The sequence below is a fragment of the Mycobacterium sp. 23 genome (assembly GCF_048287075.1).
Classification (GTDB): Bacteria; Actinomycetota; Actinomycetes; order Mycobacteriales; family Mycobacteriaceae; genus Mycobacterium; species Mycobacterium gordonae_B.
The window spans coordinates 1,098,186-1,118,026 of the sequence record NZ_JBLVUX010000005.1 but is presented as its reverse complement, the minus strand read 5'-3'; the positions used below and the strand labels follow the sequence as shown (position 1 = coordinate 1,118,026).

General features: G+C 65.5%; 20 protein-coding genes. 7 read left to right on the top strand and 13 right to left on the bottom strand.

All coding sequences use genetic code 11. The features are described 5' to 3' along the window. Positions 1 to 5: 5 nt before the first annotated feature. From ACNQS7_RS06210 to ACNQS7_RS06175, 8 genes are read right to left on the bottom strand one after another with little or no spacing between them, the layout of a single operon-like run. The gene (locus ACNQS7_RS06210; protein ID WP_418011871.1) at positions 6 to 764 is read right to left on the bottom strand and encodes an SDR family NAD(P)-dependent oxidoreductase; all 759 of its coding nucleotides are present in this window, start codon (positions 762 to 764) and stop codon (positions 6 to 8) included. Further along, positions 761 to 1,261 carry an SDR family oxidoreductase gene (locus tag ACNQS7_RS06205; protein WP_418011870.1) on the bottom strand — a complete coding sequence of 167 codons (501 nt, stop codon included), beginning with the start codon at positions 1,259 to 1,261 and terminating at the stop codon, positions 761 to 763. The genes ACNQS7_RS06210 and ACNQS7_RS06205 overlap by 4 nt, the downstream gene beginning before the upstream one ends. Then, positions 1,258 to 2,709, bottom strand: a complete 1,452-nt coding sequence (locus ACNQS7_RS06200; RefSeq protein ID WP_418011869.1) for a class I adenylate-forming enzyme family protein — start codon at positions 2,707 to 2,709, stop codon at positions 1,258 to 1,260. The genes ACNQS7_RS06205 and ACNQS7_RS06200 overlap by 4 nt, the downstream gene beginning before the upstream one ends. Beyond that, positions 2,706 to 3,506 (bottom strand): enoyl-CoA hydratase/isomerase family protein, encoded by an 801-nt coding sequence (locus tag ACNQS7_RS06195; protein ID WP_418011868.1) that lies wholly within the window; start codon positions 3,504 to 3,506, stop codon positions 2,706 to 2,708. Before ACNQS7_RS06195 ends, ACNQS7_RS06200 begins: the two co-directional genes overlap by 4 nt. Beyond that, on the bottom strand, positions 3,503 to 4,318 hold the full coding sequence (locus tag ACNQS7_RS06190; protein ID WP_418011867.1) for an enoyl-CoA hydratase/isomerase family protein: 816 nt from the start codon (positions 4,316 to 4,318) through the stop codon (positions 3,503 to 3,505). Before ACNQS7_RS06190 ends, ACNQS7_RS06195 begins: the two co-directional genes overlap by 4 nt. After that, positions 4,315 to 5,562, bottom strand: a complete 1,248-nt coding sequence (locus ACNQS7_RS06185) for an acyl-CoA dehydrogenase family protein (protein WP_418011866.1) — start codon at positions 5,560 to 5,562, stop codon at positions 4,315 to 4,317. Before ACNQS7_RS06185 ends, ACNQS7_RS06190 begins: the two co-directional genes overlap by 4 nt. Next, positions 5,559 to 6,365, bottom strand: a complete 807-nt coding sequence (locus ACNQS7_RS06180; RefSeq protein WP_418011865.1) for an enoyl-CoA hydratase/isomerase family protein — start codon at positions 6,363 to 6,365, stop codon at positions 5,559 to 5,561. The genes ACNQS7_RS06185 and ACNQS7_RS06180 overlap by 4 nt, the downstream gene beginning before the upstream one ends. A gap of 4 nt (positions 6,366 to 6,369) precedes the next feature. Then, positions 6,370 to 7,620, bottom strand: coding sequence for a hypothetical protein (locus ACNQS7_RS06175; protein WP_418011864.1), 1,251 nt, complete (start codon positions 7,618 to 7,620; stop codon positions 6,370 to 6,372). Positions 7,621 to 7,673: 53 nt separating this feature from the next. On the opposite strand from ACNQS7_RS06175, the gene ACNQS7_RS06170 reads away from it, so the two are divergent. Beyond that, positions 7,674 to 8,495 carry an enoyl-CoA hydratase/isomerase family protein gene (locus tag ACNQS7_RS06170; RefSeq protein ID WP_418011863.1) on the top strand — a complete coding sequence of 274 codons (822 nt, stop codon included), beginning with the start codon at positions 7,674 to 7,676 and terminating at the stop codon, positions 8,493 to 8,495. Between the two features lie 3 nt (positions 8,496 to 8,498). Here ACNQS7_RS06170 and ACNQS7_RS06165 read toward each other — a convergent pair whose 3' ends face one another. Then, positions 8,499 to 9,365, bottom strand: a complete 867-nt coding sequence (locus ACNQS7_RS06165) for an SDR family NAD(P)-dependent oxidoreductase (protein ID WP_418011862.1) — start codon at positions 9,363 to 9,365, stop codon at positions 8,499 to 8,501. A gap of 56 nt (positions 9,366 to 9,421) precedes the next feature. Here ACNQS7_RS06165 and ACNQS7_RS06160 point away from each other — a divergent pair, with 56 nt between their 5' ends. Beyond that, positions 9,422 to 11,005: a class I adenylate-forming enzyme family protein gene (locus ACNQS7_RS06160; protein WP_418011861.1), complete on the top strand. Its 1,584-nt coding sequence runs from the start codon at positions 9,422 to 9,424 to the stop codon at positions 11,003 to 11,005. On the opposite strand, the gene ACNQS7_RS06155 is transcribed toward ACNQS7_RS06160, so the two are convergent. Further along, positions 10,977 to 11,384, bottom strand: a complete 408-nt coding sequence (locus ACNQS7_RS06155) for a Zn-ribbon domain-containing OB-fold protein (RefSeq protein ID WP_418011860.1) — start codon at positions 11,382 to 11,384, stop codon at positions 10,977 to 10,979. The two genes, ACNQS7_RS06160 and ACNQS7_RS06155, sit on opposite strands and share 29 nt — an antisense overlap. After that, positions 11,384 to 12,529, bottom strand: coding sequence for an acetyl-CoA acetyltransferase (locus tag ACNQS7_RS06150; RefSeq protein WP_418011859.1), 1,146 nt, complete (start codon positions 12,527 to 12,529; stop codon positions 11,384 to 11,386). Before ACNQS7_RS06150 ends, ACNQS7_RS06155 begins: the two co-directional genes overlap by 1 nt. A gap of 76 nt (positions 12,530 to 12,605) precedes the next feature. On the opposite strand from ACNQS7_RS06150, the gene ACNQS7_RS06145 reads away from it, so the two are divergent. From ACNQS7_RS06145 to ACNQS7_RS06130, 4 genes are read left to right on the top strand one after another with little or no spacing between them, the layout of a single operon-like run. After that, a complete protein-coding gene (locus ACNQS7_RS06145) occupies positions 12,606 to 13,382 on the top strand; it encodes an HpcH/HpaI aldolase family protein (protein WP_418011858.1) in 777 nt (258 codons plus the stop codon). Between the two features lie 33 nt (positions 13,383 to 13,415). Then, a complete protein-coding gene (locus tag ACNQS7_RS06140; RefSeq protein WP_418011857.1) occupies positions 13,416 to 14,534 on the top strand; it encodes a TauD/TfdA family dioxygenase in 1,119 nt (372 codons plus the stop codon). Beyond that, positions 14,531 to 15,628 (top strand): NAD(P)-dependent oxidoreductase, encoded by a 1,098-nt coding sequence (locus ACNQS7_RS06135; RefSeq protein WP_418011856.1) that lies wholly within the window; start codon positions 14,531 to 14,533, stop codon positions 15,626 to 15,628. Before ACNQS7_RS06140 ends, ACNQS7_RS06135 begins: the two co-directional genes overlap by 4 nt. Then, positions 15,625 to 16,449: an enoyl-CoA hydratase/isomerase family protein gene (locus tag ACNQS7_RS06130; protein WP_418011855.1), complete on the top strand. Its 825-nt coding sequence runs from the start codon at positions 15,625 to 15,627 to the stop codon at positions 16,447 to 16,449. Before ACNQS7_RS06135 ends, ACNQS7_RS06130 begins: the two co-directional genes overlap by 4 nt. A gap of 18 nt (positions 16,450 to 16,467) precedes the next feature. Here the strand turns inward: ACNQS7_RS06130 and ACNQS7_RS06125 are convergent, their stop codons facing one another. Then, a complete protein-coding gene (locus ACNQS7_RS06125) occupies positions 16,468 to 17,655 on the bottom strand; it encodes an amidohydrolase family protein (protein WP_418011854.1) in 1,188 nt (395 codons plus the stop codon). A gap of 194 nt (positions 17,656 to 17,849) precedes the next feature. Here ACNQS7_RS06125 and ACNQS7_RS06120 point away from each other — a divergent pair, with 194 nt between their 5' ends. Then, complete coding sequence (locus ACNQS7_RS06120; protein WP_418011853.1) at positions 17,850 to 18,638, top strand: TetR/AcrR family transcriptional regulator; 789 nt, start codon at positions 17,850 to 17,852, stop codon at positions 18,636 to 18,638. Here ACNQS7_RS06120 and ACNQS7_RS06115 read toward each other — a convergent pair. Next, on the bottom strand, positions 18,627 to 19,799 hold the full coding sequence (locus tag ACNQS7_RS06115; RefSeq protein ID WP_418011852.1) for an acyl-CoA dehydrogenase family protein: 1,173 nt from the start codon (positions 19,797 to 19,799) through the stop codon (positions 18,627 to 18,629). The two genes, ACNQS7_RS06120 and ACNQS7_RS06115, sit on opposite strands and share 12 nt — an antisense overlap. Positions 19,800 to 19,841: the final 42 nt, after the last annotated feature.

Genomic DNA, 19,841 nt, shown 5'->3' with positions numbered 1-19,841 from the left:
CGGGTCTACGGGCTCATGAAGTGGCCGCCGTCCACCCCCAGGGTTTGCCCGGTGATGTAACGGGCCGTCGGGCCGACCAGGAACGCGACGGCCGATCCGATGTCGCATTCGGGATCACCGACGCGACCCAGCGGAACTCGCCGCGACAGGCGCGCCTCCATCGCCGGATCCGCCTCGATCGCGGCGGTCATCGCGGGCGAATAGGCAAGCGGCGAGACCACATTGACAGTTATTCCGCATGACGCCCACTCGCGGGCCAGACTTTTGGCGAAGCCTCGGAGAGCGCCTTTCATCGTCGCGTAGAGGGGCAGCGTTGCGCTGCCCTCGATACCTGCCGGCGACGTCATGACGAGGAAGGTGCCGCCACGCACCTTCAGCGCACCGTAAGCCGCGGCCGCGCAGTGCTGCGCTCCGCCGAGGGACACCGAGTAGTGCTCATCCCACAGCGAGCGATCGACCTCCGCCAGAAGATGCGGCCGGCTGGACCGGTTGCTGGTGGCGTTGTGCACCACCGCATCTAGTCGTCCTGTCTCGGTGAGGGCGGACGCAACCGCGCTGGCGACTTGGTCCGGCGCGGTAACGTCGCAGCACGCCCATGTCGCACGCTGTCCCCGGTCGGTAATATCCTGGGCGACAATGCGCCCCGACCCGGACCGGGAAGCGACGACCACGTGCGCGCCTTCGGCCGCCAAAGCCATGGCGATACCGCGTCCGACTCCGGCCCCCGAGCCGGTGACCAGTACCGTGTGGCCCTCAAGTCTCACGGCAACATCACCGAGCCGCCGTCCACGATGACGGTCTCGCCGACTACGTGCGTGATGTCGGACCGCAGAAGGAATTTGGTGGTGGCTACGACGGAGTGGACGAGACCCGAGTCGTCCTCTACCGCCGCCGCGGTCAGATGTTCGTCGCAACCCGCCAGTCCGGGCGCAAAGATCCGGACGGGTGCACCGACCATGTTCACCCGTATTCCCTCTGAAAGCCACTGCCGGGCAGCGGATTTGGCCATCGCCCGGATGCCTTCGACGGCGGTGGTGTAGCCCACCAACCCGGCCGAGCCCGCTATACCGATGGTCGGGAGAACCACGACTATCTGCCCGCCCGGTGGCGTCAGCGCGAGCCGCGCCGCCTGCAGCGCGACGAGAGCGTTCCACATCGTCGCCCCGGCATCTGATATGACATCGACGACGGTCACGCCGGCTATTTCGTCGGACAGTGCTCTCGAGAGCAACTCGGCCGGGCCCAGAACGATCGCGGTCATGTGTCGGCCAGCGTTGCCAGTTCTCGTTTGACCACCTTGCCGACCTCGTTGCGGGGCAACTTCTCGACGAACACGACTCGAGCAGGGACGCGGTATGGCGTCAGGTGCTCACGACACCAGGCGATCAGAACTTCCTCGGACAATCCGTCATCGGCGCGTGCGACAAACGCCCAGGGGACTTCGCCGAGGCGCTCATCGGGGATTCCCACCACCGCGGCTTCGCGGACACCGTCGGCGCTGAGCAGCACGTCTTCGACGGTCCCCGGAAAGACCTTGAGCCCGCCGCGATTGATCATGTCCGACACCCGGCCATCGAGCCACAGAAACCCGTCGGCGTCGAACCAGCCCAGGTCACCAGTGTGAAACCAGCCGTCGTCGGTGAGCCGGTCCAGGAAGGCCGGATCGATCTTGCGGGCCGCCGTCGTCGGCGTGCGCACCATCACCTCGTCGTCGACGATGGTCACGTCGATGCCGGGCAGGGGACGTCCGACGGAACCGAGCTTGGTCTCACCCCATTGCCGGGCGTCCCCGGCCGACCATCCGACCACCTCGCCGCCGAGCTCGGTCTGGCCGTATGAGTTCAAGACGATCACCCCGAACCTGTCCCGGAACCGGCCCGCGTGAACGGGTGACAGGGGAGCGGTGATCGACCGAACGATCTTCAGCGGCGACAGGTCGGTCACGGTTTCGTCGTGCAGGACCATCGTCAGCGCAGCGGGCGGCAACACGGTGGAGCGCAACCGGTGCCTTTTGACCAGTTCCGCGAAATCCGCGGGCGCGAACCGCTCCATCAGCACCACGCCCGAGCCGGCACGGAAAGCGAACAGCACCTGGTAGATGCCGGCCCACAGCGACAATGACAGGGGCACCAGGTTCGGCATGGGCGGGCGGCTGGCTTTGTCCGGGCCGGATTTCGCGCCCCGGAGCTTTTCCAGGAGTCGGTCGATCAGGTCGAGCACCGTGGAGTGGCGAAGCGGCACCGGCTTGGGGGGACCTGTGGTGCCAGACGTGAACTGCAGCAGCGCGACATCATCGCCGTAGGCGGGCGAGTTGGCCGGGCGGTCGGAAGGTGCGGCCGTCGCCCATCGCAGCGCCTCACCGGTGATCACCGGTAGGTCAGATGTCGAGAAGCGTTGTGCCAGTTGGGGAGTAGTGAGGACCGCAACGGGGTGCAGTGTCTGCAGCTGGGTCGCGATCTCGATGTCGGGCGCCCGCGGGTTGAGCGGGGTGTAGACGCCGCCGGCGCGCCACGTGCCGAACAGCGCGGCAATGGTGGTGGCGTCGTTGGGCAGCATTGCCGCGACGACCTGACCCTTCGCCAATCCGCTTGCGGCGAGCAAGGTGCCGAGTTGTGCGGCGCTGGCAGCCAGATCATCGCGCGGTACGTCGGCGCCTGGCAGGTGGACCGCGATTACAGGCAGGCCCTCGAGCAGGTCGGCGAGCGTCATGAGTCCGCCTCCAACGGGGCCCATCGCGGAGTCCGCTTGTCCGCGAAGGCCAGCGGTCCCTCATTCTGGTCCGGATGCCCCCACATGGATGTCAGGTGCTTGGCGCCCGCGCGGCAGGCATCAGTGAGGCCGTGTTCGAGCGCGCCCCACAGGGCCCGCTTGGTGGCGCGCATCGCGGCCGGCGAGTTCCTGGCGACCTTCTCCGCAAGTTCTTGGGCGACCTCGCGCAACTTCTCGGGCGGGTCGACGACCTGACTGATCATGCCGAGCTGGTATGCGCGCTGAGCGGAGAGCCGTTCGTGGCTGCCCACCAACGCCATTCGCAGGACCGCCTCGGCCGGCATCTTGCGCATCAGTGCGATCGTCTCCAGGGCGCTGACCTGACCGATCGACACGTGTGGATCGACGAAGCTCGCGTTCGACGACGCGATGACGATGTCGGCGTCGGCCACCCAGTGCAATCCGCCGCCGGCGCACACCCCGTTGACCGCTGTGATGACGGGTTTCTCGACATTGCAGTGCCACGCCGTCAACTTGAGGTCCAACGTCCGCATGGTCTCCTGGAACTGCAGCACGGCCTCACCGTCGAGCTCAGCGACGTCGGCGCCCACCTGGAAGGCGCGCCCGTTCCCGGTGTGCACAATGACCCGCACCTGCGGATCGGCGTTCAATTCCGCCCAGGCTCTGGGGAATTCGGCGCGCATCACGGCGTCGTAAGCGTTCAGCCGGTCCGGCCGGTTGTTGATGATCCAGCCCACCGGTCCGCTTCGCTCGACGACCAGTCTCTGATAGGTCATAAAACCTCCACCGTGTCGGACAGCGGTTGCCACTTCGGTGGGCGCTTCTCTTGCCACGCCCGGGCACCTTCGCCGTGATCCGGGTGATTACGCAGTCGCCAGATCTCGTCCGCGGCCTCGTTGCGGGCCTGCGTCATGCCGACCTCCAGAGAGTTCCACAGTGCCACCTTGGTGGCCCGCATCGCGGTCGGCGAATTCGTGGCGATCGCGGCGGCAAGCCGGCCGGCCGCCGCGCGGAGTTGGTCGGCCGGCACCACCTCGGACAGCATGCCCAGCTCATAGGCGCGCCGCGCCGAGATGCGTTCTCCCCTGCCGCACAACGCCATCCGGGTGATCGCCTCCATCGGGGATTTGCGCGCCAGCGTGATCGCCTCGTAGGCGACAGCCTGGCCGGCCGATACGTGCGGGTCGAGGAACGTCGCCTCATCCGTAGCGATCACGATGTCGGCATCGGCCACCAGGTGTAGACCACCGCCCGCACACACCCCGTTTACGGCCGCGATCACCGGCTTCCACACACCGCAGTGCCAGGATGAGATCCTCAACTCGGCATCTCTGGTCCGGCGTGAATGCCGTCGCATCGTCTCTTTGTCCCGCGCCACCTGCAGCATGTCCATTCCGGTGCAGAATGCGTGACCGTTGGCGGTGTTGACGATCACCCGGACATCGGGGTCGGCGTCAAGGTCGGCCCAGGCGGACTCGAGTTCGTCGAGCATCAGCGCGTCGAACGCGTTCCCGGCGTCCGGCCTGTTCAGGATCAGCCAGCCGATGCCGTCGGATTTCTCTACCACCAGGCGCTGGTACTTGCTCACGAGCGGGGAATGTCTTTCCAGGGCTTGCCTTTCCACTGGTCGGGTTCTTTGGGCAATCCGAGTACCCGTTCGCCGAGGATGTTCTTGTTGATGTCAGTGGTGCCGCCCTCGGTTCCGTTGGCGAGGCTGCGCAGCATTCCCCGGACGTCGCGCGGCAGCACGTCTGGGTCGTCGGCGGCGGGCCAGGCGACCGCGTCGATGCCCAGCAGGTCGACCATGAGGTCCTGGATCTGCTGGTTCAGCGTGGCCTGGTGCACTTTGCCGATCGAGGACGCCGCACCGGGGGACTGGCCTGCGGAAAGGGCTGCGCGGACACGGGCGTTCGTCCAGCCACGGATCTGCTCCTGTGACCACAGGCGCATGACCTTGTTGCGGACCAACGGGTCAGCCCATTTCCCCGTTTCTTGTGCGAGGGTGATCAGGCGCGTGGCGCCGGAGCCACCGAGCCGGCCCGTGCCGCCTGACCCGGAGCCCGAAACCATCTGGCGCTCACTGGACAATGTCGATGCGCTGACGCGCCATCCGTCGTTGATCTCACCCACGCGGTGCTCATCGGGGATTCGTGCGTTGTCAATGAAGACCTCGTTGAACTCCGCTTCGCCGGTGATCTGGCGCAGCGGTCGCACCTCTACGCCTGGTTGATGCATCTCCAGCAGGAAATAACTGATGCCCTTATGTTTTGGCGCGTCGGGGTCGGTGCGCGCGAGCAGGATCGCGAAGTCGGCTTCGTCGGCCCAGGTGGTCCAAACCTTTTGGCCGGAGATCACCCAGCTGTCACCGTCCCGGACGGCTCGCGTTGCGAGCGAGGCGAGATCCGAGCCCGCACCCGGTTCACTGAAGAGCTGACACCATTTCTCGTCGTTGCGCACGATCGGGGGCAGGAACCGCAAGCGCTGTGCTTCGGTGCCGTGGCTGAACAACGCCGCGGCGGCATTGTTGAGCCCCAACGGATTCAACCGGAACAGCCGCAGTGGACGCAGAACCCGATCGATCGCGCTGGCGACCTCGTTACCGAGACCGAGGCCGCCATACTCGGGTGCCCACGTCGGCACCACCAGGCCGGAGGCGGCGAAAACCGGATACCAACGCTGGTAATCCGCGTGGCTGCGCACCGCCCGCAAGGCGGCGGGACTCTTGGCCGCGGCGGTCCGCCAGGCTGCGGGAACCTCGGCCTCGATCCAGCGCTGCGCCTCCGCGACTGCCTCGGCAGTGCTGGTCGAATTGGTGATCGGCAGCGCCATCATCGACCCTGAAACTTCGCGTCGCGCTTGTCGCGGAAGGCCGCCAGGCCCTCTTTGAAGTCTTCGCTGCGGCTGGACAGCTCCAGAGCCAATGCCTCGTTCTGCAGATGGCGATCAAGATCGAGCCCATTGCCGGTCTGGAGCAGCCACTTGGTGAGTCCCAGGGACACCGTTGGTGCCTCGCCGAGCTGTGCGACGAGCTGCTCTGCGAGCAGACCCAAATCGTCAGGCGGACAGCTGCCGTGGATGATCCCCCAGTCGGCCGCGGTCGCACCGGTGATCTCCTGGCCCAGCATCAGTAGTTGTCTGGTACGAACCAGCCCGATAAGCCGGGGCAGCAACCATGTGGCGCCGCTGTCCGGCGTGAAGCCCCGGGCCATGAATGGCTCCCAGAACCGGGCGTCGTCGGCGGCGATGCAGAAGTCCGATGCCAGCGCAATGTGGAATCCGAGGCCCGCCGCCCAGCCGCGCACCACGGCGACGATGGGCACCTGGGTCTCCAGCATCAGCGGGATGAGCCGGTTGGCCTTGTTCGGCAGCCGACGCTGGGTGCTGCCCACCCTGGGCTTGCGCTCCGAGCGCGTGTTGTTGGCGATCAGGTCGGACCCGGCGCAGAAATCCGGCCCCTCGGCGTCGATCCTGATGACCCGTACCGCCTCGTCGGTGCCCGCAGCCGCAAAATGTCCGATCATCGCGTCGAGCATCTCGTCGTTGACCGCATTCCGGCGGTCGGCGCGGTCCAGGGTCAAACCCAGTACAGGCCCTTGCTGCTCGGCGCGAAGGTCCGGCACGCTGTGGTAACCCATGGCCTCAGCGCTCGGCGAACTGGACGGACACGGCGGAGAGTAGCTCGGCGAGGTTGCCGGCCGCACCGGGCGGATCGGGTAGCCGTACCGGACCCAGTTCGCGGCTGGGCAGCAAGATCGTGGCGCTCCCCGGCGCCGTGACCTCGCCGCGCTGGTTGGTCGCCGCCAATTCGAGATCGACCGCGGGGCGGTCATCGGAGGCAAGGTACTTGCGCATCACCTTTCCGGTGATGGTATGCAGATCGCCGACGTAGTTGAAGAGCCGGAACTCGCAGTCCAGCTTCCACAGCCAGGCGTCGTCACCCATCCAGTTCGTACACAGGTGGACAAGCCACGTCTCGCGCATCCGCCCGTAGTCGAACGTAGTGGGATTGCCGGCATTTCGGGCCGCGTCCGGATCCCAGTGCACGCGTTGCTGCACATCCGGGACGCCGTGCTCGTCAGGGGTATAGAACCGGGGAATGCGTTGTCGGTTAAGCCATGCCAGCCGCAGGGGACGTACGCCGTACATTCCGGTCCCCATACCGACGTGCCAGCAGACCATGTCGGTGACCGTCAGTGGGCCTTTGGTCAGTGGGCCGACGTCGTCGCCCTCGTTGACGTCTTCCCACCACCGTGGTTCCGGCCCGCGCGGTGCCTCGCGTGCATACCTCTCGTCGATTTCCGCGATCTCTTCGGGCGTCCAGGATTTCGGCTCGACGGCCTCGTATTTTTTTAGGCCGCGCGCCTTGCTTCGCTCGGTGCGGATCATGTTGCGGTACTGGCCGCCCAGGATGACGCCTTCGTCGTCGCGAAATACCTGCGCGGACCATTCGTGGACGGCCCGGCCGGCGAATTCGCTGCTCTTGTCCAGCGCCGCAACCAGAGCGTTGCGCCGGAAGACCCGGTGATTCGCACGCAGCGGAGCCCACCATTCGCGCGACGACGAGGCGTAGAAGGCGTGGACACCGCGAAGCGGATCCCCCTTGGTCAACGCGCGGTCTTCGTCGGAGAGCGTGGTCACCTCGTCCTCGCCGATCAAGGTGTCACCGCCCACGAGCGCCGGCGGCGCGATCGGCTCGCCCCACACGGATTTCGCCGCGTACTCCGGATCTGCCCACAGCGGGTTGGCGTCGCCGTAGCTCTCCGCCACGTGCCGGAAACAGTCCTCGTTCGGGCGAAAGTAATGCGGCGGCTGGGTATGCGGAACGGCGATACCGATGGTGGCGCGCAACCGGGCCAGTCCCTCGTCGGTAATCTGGCCGGTCTCGGGCATGGAAATTAAGATACCCGAAAAGCGGAAACGTCGTTAACGTAGGGATGGGGCACATGACTGTAGAAGAGTCGGGGATTGTGACAGCCGTCGGTGACGACGCGGTCCTGCGAATCACAATTGATCGTCCAGATGTCGGAAATTCGTTGTCGCCGTTGGCTCGTGAAGCCCTCACCGACGCTTTCACCCAGGCGAACGATGATCCGGCCGTGCGCGCGGTGCTGCTGGCTGCGGCGGGGGAGAGGCACTTCTGCGCGGGCGCCGGCCTGGCACCTCAGGCATCGGACCAGTCGCCGAAATCCGTGGCTGACCGGCAGCCCGGCGACATCGCCCGGATGCTGCAGCAGGGCTGGCAGCGTTTGGTCGCGTCGATACTCGACTGCGACAAACCAGTGGTCGCCGCGGTCAAGGGCGCCGCCGCGGGCGCCGGCGCGAGCATGGTGCTGGCATGCGACCTGGTCGTGATGTCCACGGAGGCAAGGCTTATCCATGCTTTTGTGCACCGCGGGATTCTGCCGGATTCGGGCGCCATCTTCCTGTTGACGCGGATTGTGGGACTACGCAAAGCCGCCGAACTGCTAATGCTCGGTGAGCCCGTCGATGCTTCGACGTGTGAGCGCCTCGGCATTGTCAATCGGGTGGTCGCACCCGGTGACACGGACGCCGCCGCGGGCGATATGGCGGGACGTCTTGCAGCGGGCCCGACCGTGATGTTGGCGCTCACCAAGCGATTGTTGTCAGTGTCGTCGGAGTCCGGCCGCGACCGCGCGTTCGAACAGGAGGCGTGGGCGCAGGAAGTGGTGTCTCGAACCGCCGACCTGCAGGAAGGACTGCGGTCATTCGCCGAGCGCCGCAAGCCCGACTTCCGTGGCCGCTGAGCGTCAAACCGTGGCCGGTCCGCCCCGGATGGTGAACGTGGAGCTGTCATCAATCCGATCGATCGCCTCGGCCACCGTCTCCGCCGTGAGGGCGCCGTCCTCGATGCCCTTGGTGACCCCGATGAACACGCGCGACACCTTCCCGCCGCCCACCGAGTAGATGTGTGCCGTGCGATCGCAGCTGGGGTGTGACAGGTAGACGACCACCGGTGTGACCAGTTCGGGGTTCATCGCCTTGCCCGCCTCGCCCATGATGTCCTCGGTCATCCGCGTCCGGGCGATCGGCGCGATGGCGTTGACCGCAATGCCATTGCGTTGCCCCTCGATGGCCAGGACGTGCATCATCCCGACCAGGCCCATCTTCGCGGCGCCGTAATTCGCTTGCCCGAAGTTCCCGAAAAGGCCTGTGCCCGAGGTGGTCTGGACGATGCGGCCATAATTGCGCGCGCGCATGACCGGCCACACCGCGCGGGTGACGTTGAACGTGCCGGCGAGGTGCACCCCGATCACCGCGTCGACCTGTTCGGCGGTCATGTTCTTGAACGCGGCGTCGCGCAGGATCCCGGCGTTGTTGACCAGGATGTCCACCTGTCCGAAGGCGTCCATCGCCGCGGCCACGATCGCCGCGCCACCCTCGTCCGTGGCGACCGAGTCGCCGTTGGCTATGGCGGTGCCGCCGGCCGCGATGATCTCATCGACCACGCTCTGGGCCGCCGATGTCGAGGCGCCGGTACCGTCCACCGCGCTACCCAGGTCATTGACCACGACGCGTGCTCCGCGCCGGGCCAGCTCCAGCGCGTGGCAGCGGCCGAGTCCACCACCGGCACCGGTGACGATGGCTACCTGGTTGTCGAAAGTCATTGAGTGCATGCGTGAGAGGTTACATTTACTCTGAAAGAGAACGGACATTTGCATCGGAGGCGCTCATGGGTGGCCGTGTTGACCTGCTGGGACACGCGCCCCGGCGGGCCGCGGTGCGCAGGCCCCGGTACCGTGCCAGCGGATCGTGGTCGCCCGAACCGGTCGACGTCGTGCGTTCCGCGGCGGCGCGGCATCCGCATCGGCCGGCCTTGAAGGACAGGACCGGCGAGTTGACCTATGCGGGCCTCGACGCCCGCGTCGACAGCGCTTGCCGCGCGATGGTCGAGGCCGGTGTGGCGGCGTCGACCCCGGTGCTCCTGGTGGTGGGCAACGATGTCGAGTCGGTGGTCGCGGTACATGCCGCCCTACGGTTGGACGCGGTGATCCTGCTGGTGCCGCGCAGTGCGGGCGCCAGCCAGGTGGCGGACATCCTCTCGCGCACAGCCGCCGCGTACGGGGTGGCGCCGAACTGGCCGGTTAAGGCTGAACTTGCGGGCCGGTGCCGATGGATCGAGACGGACCGCGGGGCGGGTGACAGCGTCGTCGACAGGTGCCGTCGGCCGGCCGACGAGCCGTGCTTTGTGTTGTACACCTCGGGGACCACGTCGAAACCGAAAGGCGTCGTGCACTCGCTGAGCACGTTGCTCAAATCGTCCACCAATTACATCGCCGCGGCGGGTCTCACCGAACGGGACCGCATCTTCCTCATCAGCCCGCTGGCGTCGGTCACCGGGGTGCTGCAGGCCGTGTTCATCCCGCCCATGCTGGGTGTGCCGGTCGTCCTCGAGGACCGCTGGGACCCCACGACGACGTGCGAACTGCTGGTCTCCTCGGGAGCCACCTGGTACGGGGGCCCCGATCGCCTCCTCGATCGGTTGCTCGACGAAGCCGTGGCCCGCGACGTGCAGATCCCTTTGCGCGCCGTCTATCTCGGCGGCACCATGTTGGATCGGCGCATCGTGGAAAGGATCGAGAGCCGGTTCGGCATCGTCGTCATGCGCGCCTACGGATCTTCCGAAGTGCCGGTGAGCAGTTCGGGTCTGCGCGATGAAACCGCGCAGGTACGCCACGCCGACGACGGGGTCCCTCTCGACGACGTGGAGGTACGGATCGGTTCCAGCGGCGAGGCCTCCGAGTGCTGCGTCCGCGGGCCGCACGCGTTCCTCGGCTACGCAGACCCCGCCGACGACACAGCGGCATTCGACGGAGACTGGTTCCGCACCGGCGATGTGGCGGACCTGACCGGCGGCCGAGTTCGTATCGTCGGCCGGATCAAGGAGATTGTCATCCGCAACGGGATGAAGATCCCCACCGCCGAGGTCGAAGAGGCGGCCGCGCGGATCGACCGGGTCCGGGAGTGCGCGGCATATTCGGTCGCCGACGCGACGACCGGGGAGCGGCTCGCGTTGGCCATGGTTGTGGACGGCGCGACCCCGATGTCGCTATCGGAAGTCGTCAACTCACTGGTCGCGGAGGGGCTGCCCAAGTACAAGCTGCCCGAAGAGTTGGTGTTCTGGGACGAGCCGCTGCCGGTCAACGCCAACGGCAAGGTCGAACGCAACACGCTTGACGCGCGGTCCGCGGGCAGGCCGCGTGTCCTTGCCGATCGGCTGGCCACCGCTACCGGGGCCGAAATACCGGGACAGTAAATCCGTCTGAATCCCGGCGGAAGGCGATCTGGAGATCGAGGTCCGCGCGCAATTCGTCGACAGGGCAGTCTTCGACAACCGTCATCAGCCTGGGGCCCTCGGCGAGGTCGACCATCGCCAACACGTAGGGCGTGCGCGCGTCGAAGGGTGCCGCGTTCTGGTGGATAACGCTCCATGTGTAGAGGCGCGCGCGCCCGCTCGCCTCGGTCAGAACGACGTTCTCGCTCCAGCAGTGTGGGCAGAATGGGCGGACATACAACGACTTTCGGTCGCATGCTGCGCATGCGTTGACGACCAGGCGCCCGTCCTGCACCGCTGTCCACCAGGATTCACTGTCACTGTCGACGGTGGGGCGGTCGGGGCCGGTCGGCGTTTCCATCACTGCCTCGCCAGGATCATCGTCGCGCTGTGGGTGAAGAAGCCGCCCATCGCATGCACGCATGCCAGCCGGGCCTCGTCGACTTGTCTTGGCCCGCATTCGCCGCGGAGCTGTCGCACGGCCTCGACCATGAGGAACATGCCGCGCATGCCTGGGTGGCAGGAGGCCAGGCCGCCGCCGTCGGTGTTGGTCGGCAGAGCGCCACCCGGGCGCAACGCACCCGACGCGATGAACGGGCCGCCTTCGCCTTTGGCGCAGAACCCCAGATCCTCCACCGTCAGCAACACCGTGGAGGTGAATGAGTCATAAAGCTGACACACGTCGATGTCACCAGGGCGGACGCCGGCCTGCGCGAATGCGGCGGGGCCTGACCTCGCTGCCGCCGACGTCGTGAAATCCCCCCACTCGCTCATGCTCACGTGTGACGTCGCGTCGGTCGCCCCGAGAATCCAGATCGGCGTTTTGGCGCAATCCCTGGCGACTCGTTCGCTAGCCAGCACAACCGCCCCACCACCATCGGTGCGCAGGCAGACGTGTTTGGTAGTGAACGGATCGGCGAGCATCGGTGCCGCCGCTACATCGTCGACGGTGATGCGATCGCGTTCAAACGCGTTGTCATTCAATGCCGCCCATTCGTGCGCGGCTACGGCGACCTCGGCGAGCTGCTCGACGGTGGTGCCGTGCTCGATCATGTGCCGTCGGGCGGCCATGGCGTACTTGGCAATGAGAGTCGCGCCGAACGGGGCTTCGTACTGCAGGGCGCCACCGGTGCCCATCGCCGCCGCCGAGGCGCGCACGCGGCGCTTCACGTCCGAGCGTGCAGTGGAACCGTATGTGAGCAGGGCGACGTCGATCTCGCCCACGCTGATGGCCGCTGCCGCGTGGCGTGCCATCACCTCCCAGGACGACCCGCCGACATTGGTCGCGTCCACCCACATCGGGCGCAGGCCCAGATACTCGCTGACTTCGACGGGAGGCAACAGCGATCCGTGTCCGCCGAAACCCTGGATGTCATCCTTGGTCAGGCCCGCGTCGGCGATCGCACGCCGTGCGGACTGCGCCATCAGCGCCATGGCGGTTTTGTCCGGCACTCGTCCGCAGTCCGAGAGGGCGGCACCCACGATGGCGACACGATTGGGCGGCATGATCAATGGTTATCACATGGAAAACATCATTAGCGAAGAGGTGGAACGCCGGTTCTCGTTCGGTTAACGTGGGCATGTGCAGGGATCGCTCCGGGACGCACTCAAGGGTGACGGCCTGGTGCTGTGCCTGGCGCTGCTGAACTCTCGTACCCCGGATGTTCCGGCAATCGCGGCAGCCTGCGGTTACGACGCCGTGTACGTCGATCTCGAACACACATCCGCGTCGCTGGAGACGGCGGCGATGCTGTGTGCCAGTGCAGTGGGCGCAGGCATCTCCGGACTCGTCCGGGTCGCCTCGCACGATCCCAGCGTCATCGCCCGCGTTCTCGACGGAGGCGCAGTAGGAATCATTGTGCCGCACGTTAATTCAGTAGAAGAAGCTCAAGCGGTGGTGGACGCGGCCCGGTTCCCGCCGAGCGGACACCGATCCATCTCCGGGCCTAACGCGGTGAGCGGCTACGGCGAGAGAACCGCCACCGAACTGGCCGGGCTGCTCGAGCGGCACACGGTCGTGGCGGTGATGGTCGAGACACCCGAAGCTGTCGAGGCTTGTGACTCCATTGCGGCAGTACGCGGAATCGACATGATCCTACTGGGTCCGAGTGATCTGACCGCCGAGATGGGCATCCACGGGCAGTATGAGAATGATCATTTCCACCGTGCAGTAGAATCGGTTGCGGCGGCTTGTCGTCAGCACGGCGTGGCACTGGGAGTGGCGGGGATCAGGTCCCTTGACCTGCTGAATCGCTTCGTGGGCCTTGGTCTGCGATTCATCTCGGCAGGTACCGATGTCGGGATGATGACGGAGGCGGCCACCGCCCGGGCGCGCGCCCTGCGAGCGCTCGAGTCATAGCCGACACCTGCGCCACGACAACGAGGAGCACCGATGCCCACCCCGATCTACACCGAACAGGTCACCGACCCGATGGCCTGGACCGGCGCCGACTTCTCGAGCAAAGAAGACTTCGCCTTCGACCTGTCGGCCCGCAATGTGGCTGCGCTGGAATCGATCCTGACGAAGACTGCGCGCAAGGACCGGGACGACATCACGCCGGAGGACGCTCGGCACCCCGATCTCGACGACGATCTCACACGGCTGTATTCCGACCTGATGTTCGGAAAGGGATTGGCGTGCGTTCGCGGCTTTCCGGTCGAACAGCACTCGATCGAGGATCTCGAACGCATCTACTGGGCATTCTGTACGCACCTGGGATACCTGGTGTCCAACAACTCCTTCGGACACCGAATGGTGCGCGTCCAGGAAGAGATCTTGCCGGGTGGGGTGCAACCCGCACGGGGCACCAAGTCACGCGCGGAGCTGGCCATGCACAACGACGCGGCCGATATCCTGTCGCTGCTGTGCGTGTACCCCGCAGCTCAGGGCGGGGAGAGCCAGTTCGCCAGCGGACCCGCGGCGCACAATCGGATACTGGCGGAGCGTCCGGACCTGCTGGGGGTGCTCTACCAAGGATTTCCGCACCACCGCCGAAGCGAGCAGCCCGACGACCAACCGGACGTGACACCTTATGACGTGCCGGTCTTCTCTCAGGTCGACGGTCGGATCTGCATCAACTTCACCTACAGCAGCATCCTGCCGGCCATGCACACACTCGGACGGGAGTTCACTCCCGCGCAGGAGGAGGCCGTCGAACTGTTGCGCCGCATCCTCGTCGAGCAGCAGGTGGAATTCCGGCTGGAATCCGGAGAGGCGGCGGTTGCCAACAACTTCGCCATGTGCCACTCGCGCTCCGACTTCGTCAGCAGCAACGACCCCAAGAAGGCCCGCTGCTTCCTCCGAGCCTGGATGGAAGTGCCCCGAGAGGACCGGCGGCTGCCGATCGGTCGCGAATACTTCCACATGGAGAACAAGGATCTGCGGCTCGGCTACGACATCGTGGCCGGCCGCGACGGCGCCATCGCGCGCAACGACTACAAGAACGTGAACACTGAACTTGCCGACATGTTCAAGGCGGCGCAGGCGAAGCCCAGAGTCAGAAACACGTGAGCGCCCGTCCGCGTCTGGTCTACGAGCGCTGGACTGACCTTGTGGCCGGTCAGATCCTCACAGACTGTGACGTTGACGTGGTCCAACTCGACCTGAGCGCGGAGGCTGAAACCAGTTGGAGTTCAATGGAATCCGCCCACGGGTACCAGGTGGCCACCCGCACCGATGTGGCAGGATACGCCGACGGTGCGCAGTGGCTGGTGGGTCCGGGGTTGGTGCGGCGTTGCGAGAGCCTGCTGGCTGTGTGTTCGGCCGGAGCGGGATACGACGTGATCGACATGGAAGCGTGCACCCAGGCGGGCATCGCCGTCTGCAACAATTCCGGTCCAGGCGCCGAAGCTGTGGCCGAGCACGCTCTGGGCTTCATGCTCGACCTCGCCAAGAACATCACGGCCGCCGACCGCGTACTGCGCGCCGGGCCGCTGGGTGATCGGTTGGCGCTGCGTGGAACTCAGCTCTTGGGGAGGACGCTGGGCATCATCGGACTCGGCGCGATCGGGGGCCGCCTGGTCGAGTTGTGCGCACCGTTTGCCATGGATGTCCTGGTCTTTGATCCTTACCTCGACGTCACCGGCGCGCAGGCCCGTGGCGTGCAAGTCGTCACACTCGCCGAACTTGTCGAACGTTCGGATTTCGTCCAGGTGACGTGCCCGCTGACGAGTGAGACCGAGGGGCTCATCGGACGGGCGGAGTTCGCGGCGATGAAATCGAGCGCGTTCTTCATCTCAACGGCACGCGGGCCCATCCACGACGAAGCTGCGTTGTTTGATGCCTTGAAGAACGGCGGCATCGCGGGCGCGGGGCTCGACGTGTTTCATGAGGAGCCCCCGCAGCAGGACAACCCGCTGCTTCAGTTCGAAAACGTTGTGGCGACTCCACACACCGCGGGTATCACGGTCGAAGCGGCGCGCGACCTCGCTGTTGCCACGGCCACACAATGGCAGAGAATATTCGCCGGTGGCGTACCACCGCGTTTGTTGAACCCGGAGGTGTGGCCGCGCTACCGCGCGAGGTTCACCGACATCTTCGGATTCCGGCCTGACGCCATAGACGCATCGGAGAACGCTTCGCAGAAGGGCGGCGACACCAGGTGACGAACTACAACACGATCGAGGTCGAGGTCAGGGGTCATACGGCATGCGTGACCCTGAACCGTCCCGAGGTGCTGAACGCGATCAACGACGAGATGATCGCCGAACTCGCCGCTGCCTATGCGGAAATTGAACGTTCGCAGGATATCTGGACTGTCATCATCACTGGCGCCGGCCGTGCCTTGTGCGTCGGGGCGGATGTGAACAAGGCCGCCGACCATGACATGGAGAACGCCGCGGGCATCGACAACCAGGGCGAACCGATTTTGAGCTCGCTGCGACAGTGGGACGCGCCGCAGGAGGCCACCCCGCCGTGGCTGCAGATGACCAAGCCGATCATCTGCGCGGTCAACGGAATTGCGTGCGGTGCGGGAATGGACCTCGTCACCACAGCCGACATCACCATCGCCTCCGATCGTGCAACGTTGATGGACCCGCATGTCAGCATCGGTGTGACATCCGGTCGCGAGGGCGTCAGGCTGGCCCGGATCCTGCCGCTGCCCGTCGCGATGCGGCTGATTCTGATGGGGAAACACGAGAAACTCGATGCACAGCGCGCCTACGACCTCGGGATCTTCACGGAGGTGGTCGGGCACGACCTGTTGATGGCACGAGCCTGGGAGATCGCCGAGATCGTGAATTCCAATGCACCGCTGGCGGTCCGGGGCTCGAGAATGGCGGTCCGCAAGGGACTCACACTACCGATCTACGAGGCGGAACTGCTGGCCGAAAACTACCGCATGAAGGTTGCACTGACCAAGGACGCCATCGAGGGGCCGCGGGCCTTTCTGGAGAAGCGCACCCCCGAGTGGAAAGCGCGATAACGCAACAGGTCCGGTGCGCTAGGCGAGTCCGAAGAACCGCTTCGCATTGGTAGACAACACCTTTCGCTTGGTCTCTTCATCCAGGCCCTCAGTGGCCTTGTTGGCGACCTCCAGGCTTCTCGGCCAGTTCGTGTCGTTGTGCGGGTAATCCGTCTCGAACATGAGTTGATCAGGCCCGACCAGATCGAGGATGCGGAACGCAACCGGGTCACCGAAGGTGGAGAAGTACACGCGCCCATGCACCTGGCTGCTGGGCGGTTCCGTCAGCAGGGGATGGATGCCGCCCCAGGCTCGACGATCTTCCCAGACCTCGTCAACACGCTGCAGGTAGTACGGGATCCAGCCCGCCTGCGCCTCGGCAAACGCGATCTTGAGGTTGGGAAATTGTATGAGCTTGGCGGAAAAGAGCCAGTCGACAAGGGCGATTGTGCAATTGACCGCCATCAGCGCGCTCGTGACGACGTGTGGGGAGTCAGGGGAGGACTTGGTGAGGGACGAACTCGACCCGATATGCAGCATGATGCCCACTTCATTGCGCTCACACGCGGCGAAGAACGGATCCCAGTAACCACTGTGGATGGACGGCAGATCGAGGCGCGAGGGCAACTCGGAGAAACAGACGGCGCGCATCCCTTTGGCGGCGAATCGATCCACCTCTCTAGCAGCGAGTTCCACGTCCCACAGTGGAATGATTCCCAGCGGGATCAGCCGGCCGTTGGAACTGCCGCCCCACTCGTCGATCTGGAAATCGTTGTAGGCCTCGACGCACAGCCTGGCGAGCTCTTTGTCCTTGCCGTAAAGGAATCGCTGGCCGCAGAAGCGCACGAGCGTGTTGGGGAAGCAGGCCGACGCCTCGATACCGGCAATGTCCATGTCTGCGAGACGATCTGCGGGCCGGTAACACCCGGGCCGCATCTCGTCGTAGGTGATCGGGTCGGTGGTGAGTTCGTCGAGGTCATATCCCGCGGCCGCGCTGATCAGCGGGATCGGGATGACCGCATCCTCGTAGTGCCAGATGTCCGCGTCCCGGCCCTCTTCGTCCTCGATGAACGCGACATCGGAGGTCACCGCCGGATTCATGCGGCCGCGGGTGCGCACGATTCGTGGCCCGACGTCTTGATATCGCGCCGGCAGCCTGCTGGTCCACAGATCGGCCGGCTCCACCAGGTGGTCGTCCGGCGAGACGATCAGAATGTCTGTGCTCAACGCTGGGCTCCTTCAAATGAGAATGACCGTTTCCACGGTACCGCACCCGCCTGCTGCGGCATGCTGGGCGCCCACCGACACCGGCAGACGGCCCTGTCCGAACCGAGAATTAGCACATGCAAAGACTGGCAAGCCGCATACACGTAAAGTCAGATCGCACTTTTGCGCAGCAGGGCGCGTATCCTTTCCGCATTATGCCTACGAAGAAGCCTGCCGGTTCCGACCCCGACGCCGGCCTGGAGTTGATCGATACGGATGTCGAGCTGCCCGGCTCATGGCAGCAGCGCACGATCGACCGCCGGCTCAGTACAGCAAGAGCGCGTGCTCTCGCCCGCAGTTCGCGGTTTCTGGCCACCGCGCTGGAGCTGGTGGAGGAGTCGGGCAAGGCCGACTTCACCATCCAGAAGTTGATCGACAGGTCGAATCTCAGTTTGAGGGCGTTCTATCAACACTTTGCCGGCAAAGAAGAACTCATGTTGGCGCTCTACGAGAACGTCACCAGTCAGTTCACCGAGGACATTCGGCACGAGGTGGCGGCGGCCGACGGTCCGATGGAGCAACTCGAGGCTTTCTGTCGCGGCGTGCTGTCTCGTGCGGAGTCCTCGGAAGCTGTCGGTGGCCGTGTGATGACGATCTACAACCTGAGCCTGGAGATCGAGCGCCCAGCCGACTTCGCCAAAGTATGGGAGCCACACCTGAAGCTGCTGACGAAGATCATCACATCGTGTGCTCGCGCGGGACTGGTGCGCACCGATCTGACGCCGGCGCAGCTCACCACCCTGCTCAACACCACGCTGACCGCACTCGCGCAGATCGGGGTATTCCACCTGGGGGGCAAGGGAACCAAGCTCACCGAGGATCAACTGTGGGCGTGGTGCAAACAGGCCGTCACACCGCCCGACACCGACACCAAGGCCAAACCCGCACGCAAGGCCGCGCCCCGCGCCACCCCGGCCCGACGGGTGAAGAAGCTAACGGGGTAGGCCGAGACCCCGCTGCGCGATGATGGTGCGCTGGACCTCGCTGGTGCCCGCGTAGATGGTGGTGCCCAACGAGAATCGCAGGGAGTGGTCGAACCGTCCGTTCTCGGGCGCGGTCGGCTCGAGATAGCTGCGTAAGCCGTCCGGTCCGACGAGTTCGACGACGTCCTGGCTGGCGCGTTCGAGCGCCTCGGTGCTGAACAGCTTGGACATCGGACCCTCGGCAACGGGCTCGTCGCCCTGTTCGAGCATCCACACGCACCGACGCTGTAGCAGGGTCGCGACCTCCGTTTCCATAGCGATGCGGGCGAGCCGGCGGCGAACGTCCTGATTGACGATGGGATGTGAGCCGTCATCGCAGACAGCGGTAGCGGCCCAGTGCTCCGCATGTTGCAACAGACGGATGAGGTGTGGACCCCAGCCGGAGGCATGCTCGTCGTGCAGGGACAGTCCCAGCACCTGCCAGCCACCGTCTACCTCACCGATGCGCCACTCGTCGCCGACGCGGACATCGCTGTAAAACGTGATGTTGGTGCGCTCCCCGGACAGTGTCCATACTGCCTGTGCGGCAAAGCCTTCGGAGTTGCACGGCACCAGGAACATCGTCAGGCCCCGATGCTTCGGCTTGTCGGGACTGGTGCGTGCGAGCAGGAACACGTAGTCGGCGATATGCCCGTTGGTGGTGAACATCTTGGATCCGTTGATCACCCAGCCGGCGTCTGCTCCCGTGCCGTCGCGCACGGCCCTCGTGGCGGCCGCGGCGACATCGGAACCGCATTCGGGTTCAGTGAAGCCGAGGGCGATCGTTACGTCACCGTTGAGCGCACCGGCGAGGATGCGTTCCTGCAACACCGGAGTGCCGATCTTACGAATGATCGACGCGACCATCCTGGTTGTCTCGGAGAGGTACATCGGAGCGTCGAAGCGCATGAGTTCCTCGTTGAGCACCTGTTCGTCCCAGAGGCTGCGGTTTTGTCCGCCGTACTCGACGGGCCATGTCGGGGCGAAATATCCCTTCTCGACTAGCCCCTTCGCGAAGGCGTCGTCGTGTGCAACTCCACTGCGGTACAGGCGTTCCTCGAGGTCCGGCGTCAACACTTCTTGGAGGTGCGCACGAATGCCGTCGCGAAACGCTACAGTCTCGCCGTCGAGCTGAAAATGCATGTGGCACGCCGTTCTGTCGTGGTTGGTGCCGCGCCGCGGTAA

What these genes read in the sequence shown, in the direction of transcription:
- ACNQS7_RS06205 (WP_418011870.1), bottom strand. Translation starts at nt 1,261, where the DNA reads ATGACCGCGATCGTTCTGGGCCCGGCCGAGTTGCTCTCGAGAGCACTG.
- ACNQS7_RS06120 (WP_418011853.1), top strand. Translation starts at nt 17,850, where the DNA reads ATGCCTACGAAGAAGCCTGCCGGTTCCGACCCCGACGCCGGCCTGGAG.
- ACNQS7_RS06155 (WP_418011860.1), bottom strand. Translation starts at nt 11,384, where the DNA reads ATGGAAACGCCGACCGGCCCCGACCGCCCCACCGTCGACAGTGACAGT.
- ACNQS7_RS06200 (WP_418011869.1), bottom strand. Translation starts at nt 2,709, where the DNA reads ATGACGCTCGCCGACCTGCTCGAGGGCCTGCCTGTAATCGCGGTCCAC.
- ACNQS7_RS06140 (WP_418011857.1), top strand. Translation starts at nt 13,416, where the DNA reads ATGCCCACCCCGATCTACACCGAACAGGTCACCGACCCGATGGCCTGG.
- ACNQS7_RS06150 (WP_418011859.1), bottom strand. Translation starts at nt 12,529, where the DNA reads ATGCCGCCCAATCGTGTCGCCATCGTGGGTGCCGCCCTCTCGGACTGC.
- ACNQS7_RS06175 (WP_418011864.1), bottom strand. Translation starts at nt 7,620, where the DNA reads ATGCCCGAGACCGGCCAGATTACCGACGAGGGACTGGCCCGGTTGCGC.
- ACNQS7_RS06170 (WP_418011863.1), top strand. Translation starts at nt 7,674, where the DNA reads ATGACTGTAGAAGAGTCGGGGATTGTGACAGCCGTCGGTGACGACGCG.
- ACNQS7_RS06160 (WP_418011861.1), top strand. Translation starts at nt 9,422, where the DNA reads ATGGGTGGCCGTGTTGACCTGCTGGGACACGCGCCCCGGCGGGCCGCG.
- ACNQS7_RS06180 (WP_418011865.1), bottom strand. Translation starts at nt 6,365, where the DNA reads ATGGGTTACCACAGCGTGCCGGACCTTCGCGCCGAGCAGCAAGGGCCT.
- ACNQS7_RS06165 (WP_418011862.1), bottom strand. Translation starts at nt 9,365, where the DNA reads ATGCACTCAATGACTTTCGACAACCAGGTAGCCATCGTCACCGGTGCC.
- ACNQS7_RS06195 (WP_418011868.1), bottom strand. Translation starts at nt 3,506, where the DNA reads ATGACCTATCAGAGACTGGTCGTCGAGCGAAGCGGACCGGTGGGCTGG.
- ACNQS7_RS06185 (WP_418011866.1), bottom strand. Translation starts at nt 5,562, where the DNA reads ATGATGGCGCTGCCGATCACCAATTCGACCAGCACTGCCGAGGCAGTC.
- ACNQS7_RS06115 (WP_418011852.1), bottom strand. Translation starts at nt 19,799, where the DNA reads ATGCATTTTCAGCTCGACGGCGAGACTGTAGCGTTTCGCGACGGCATT.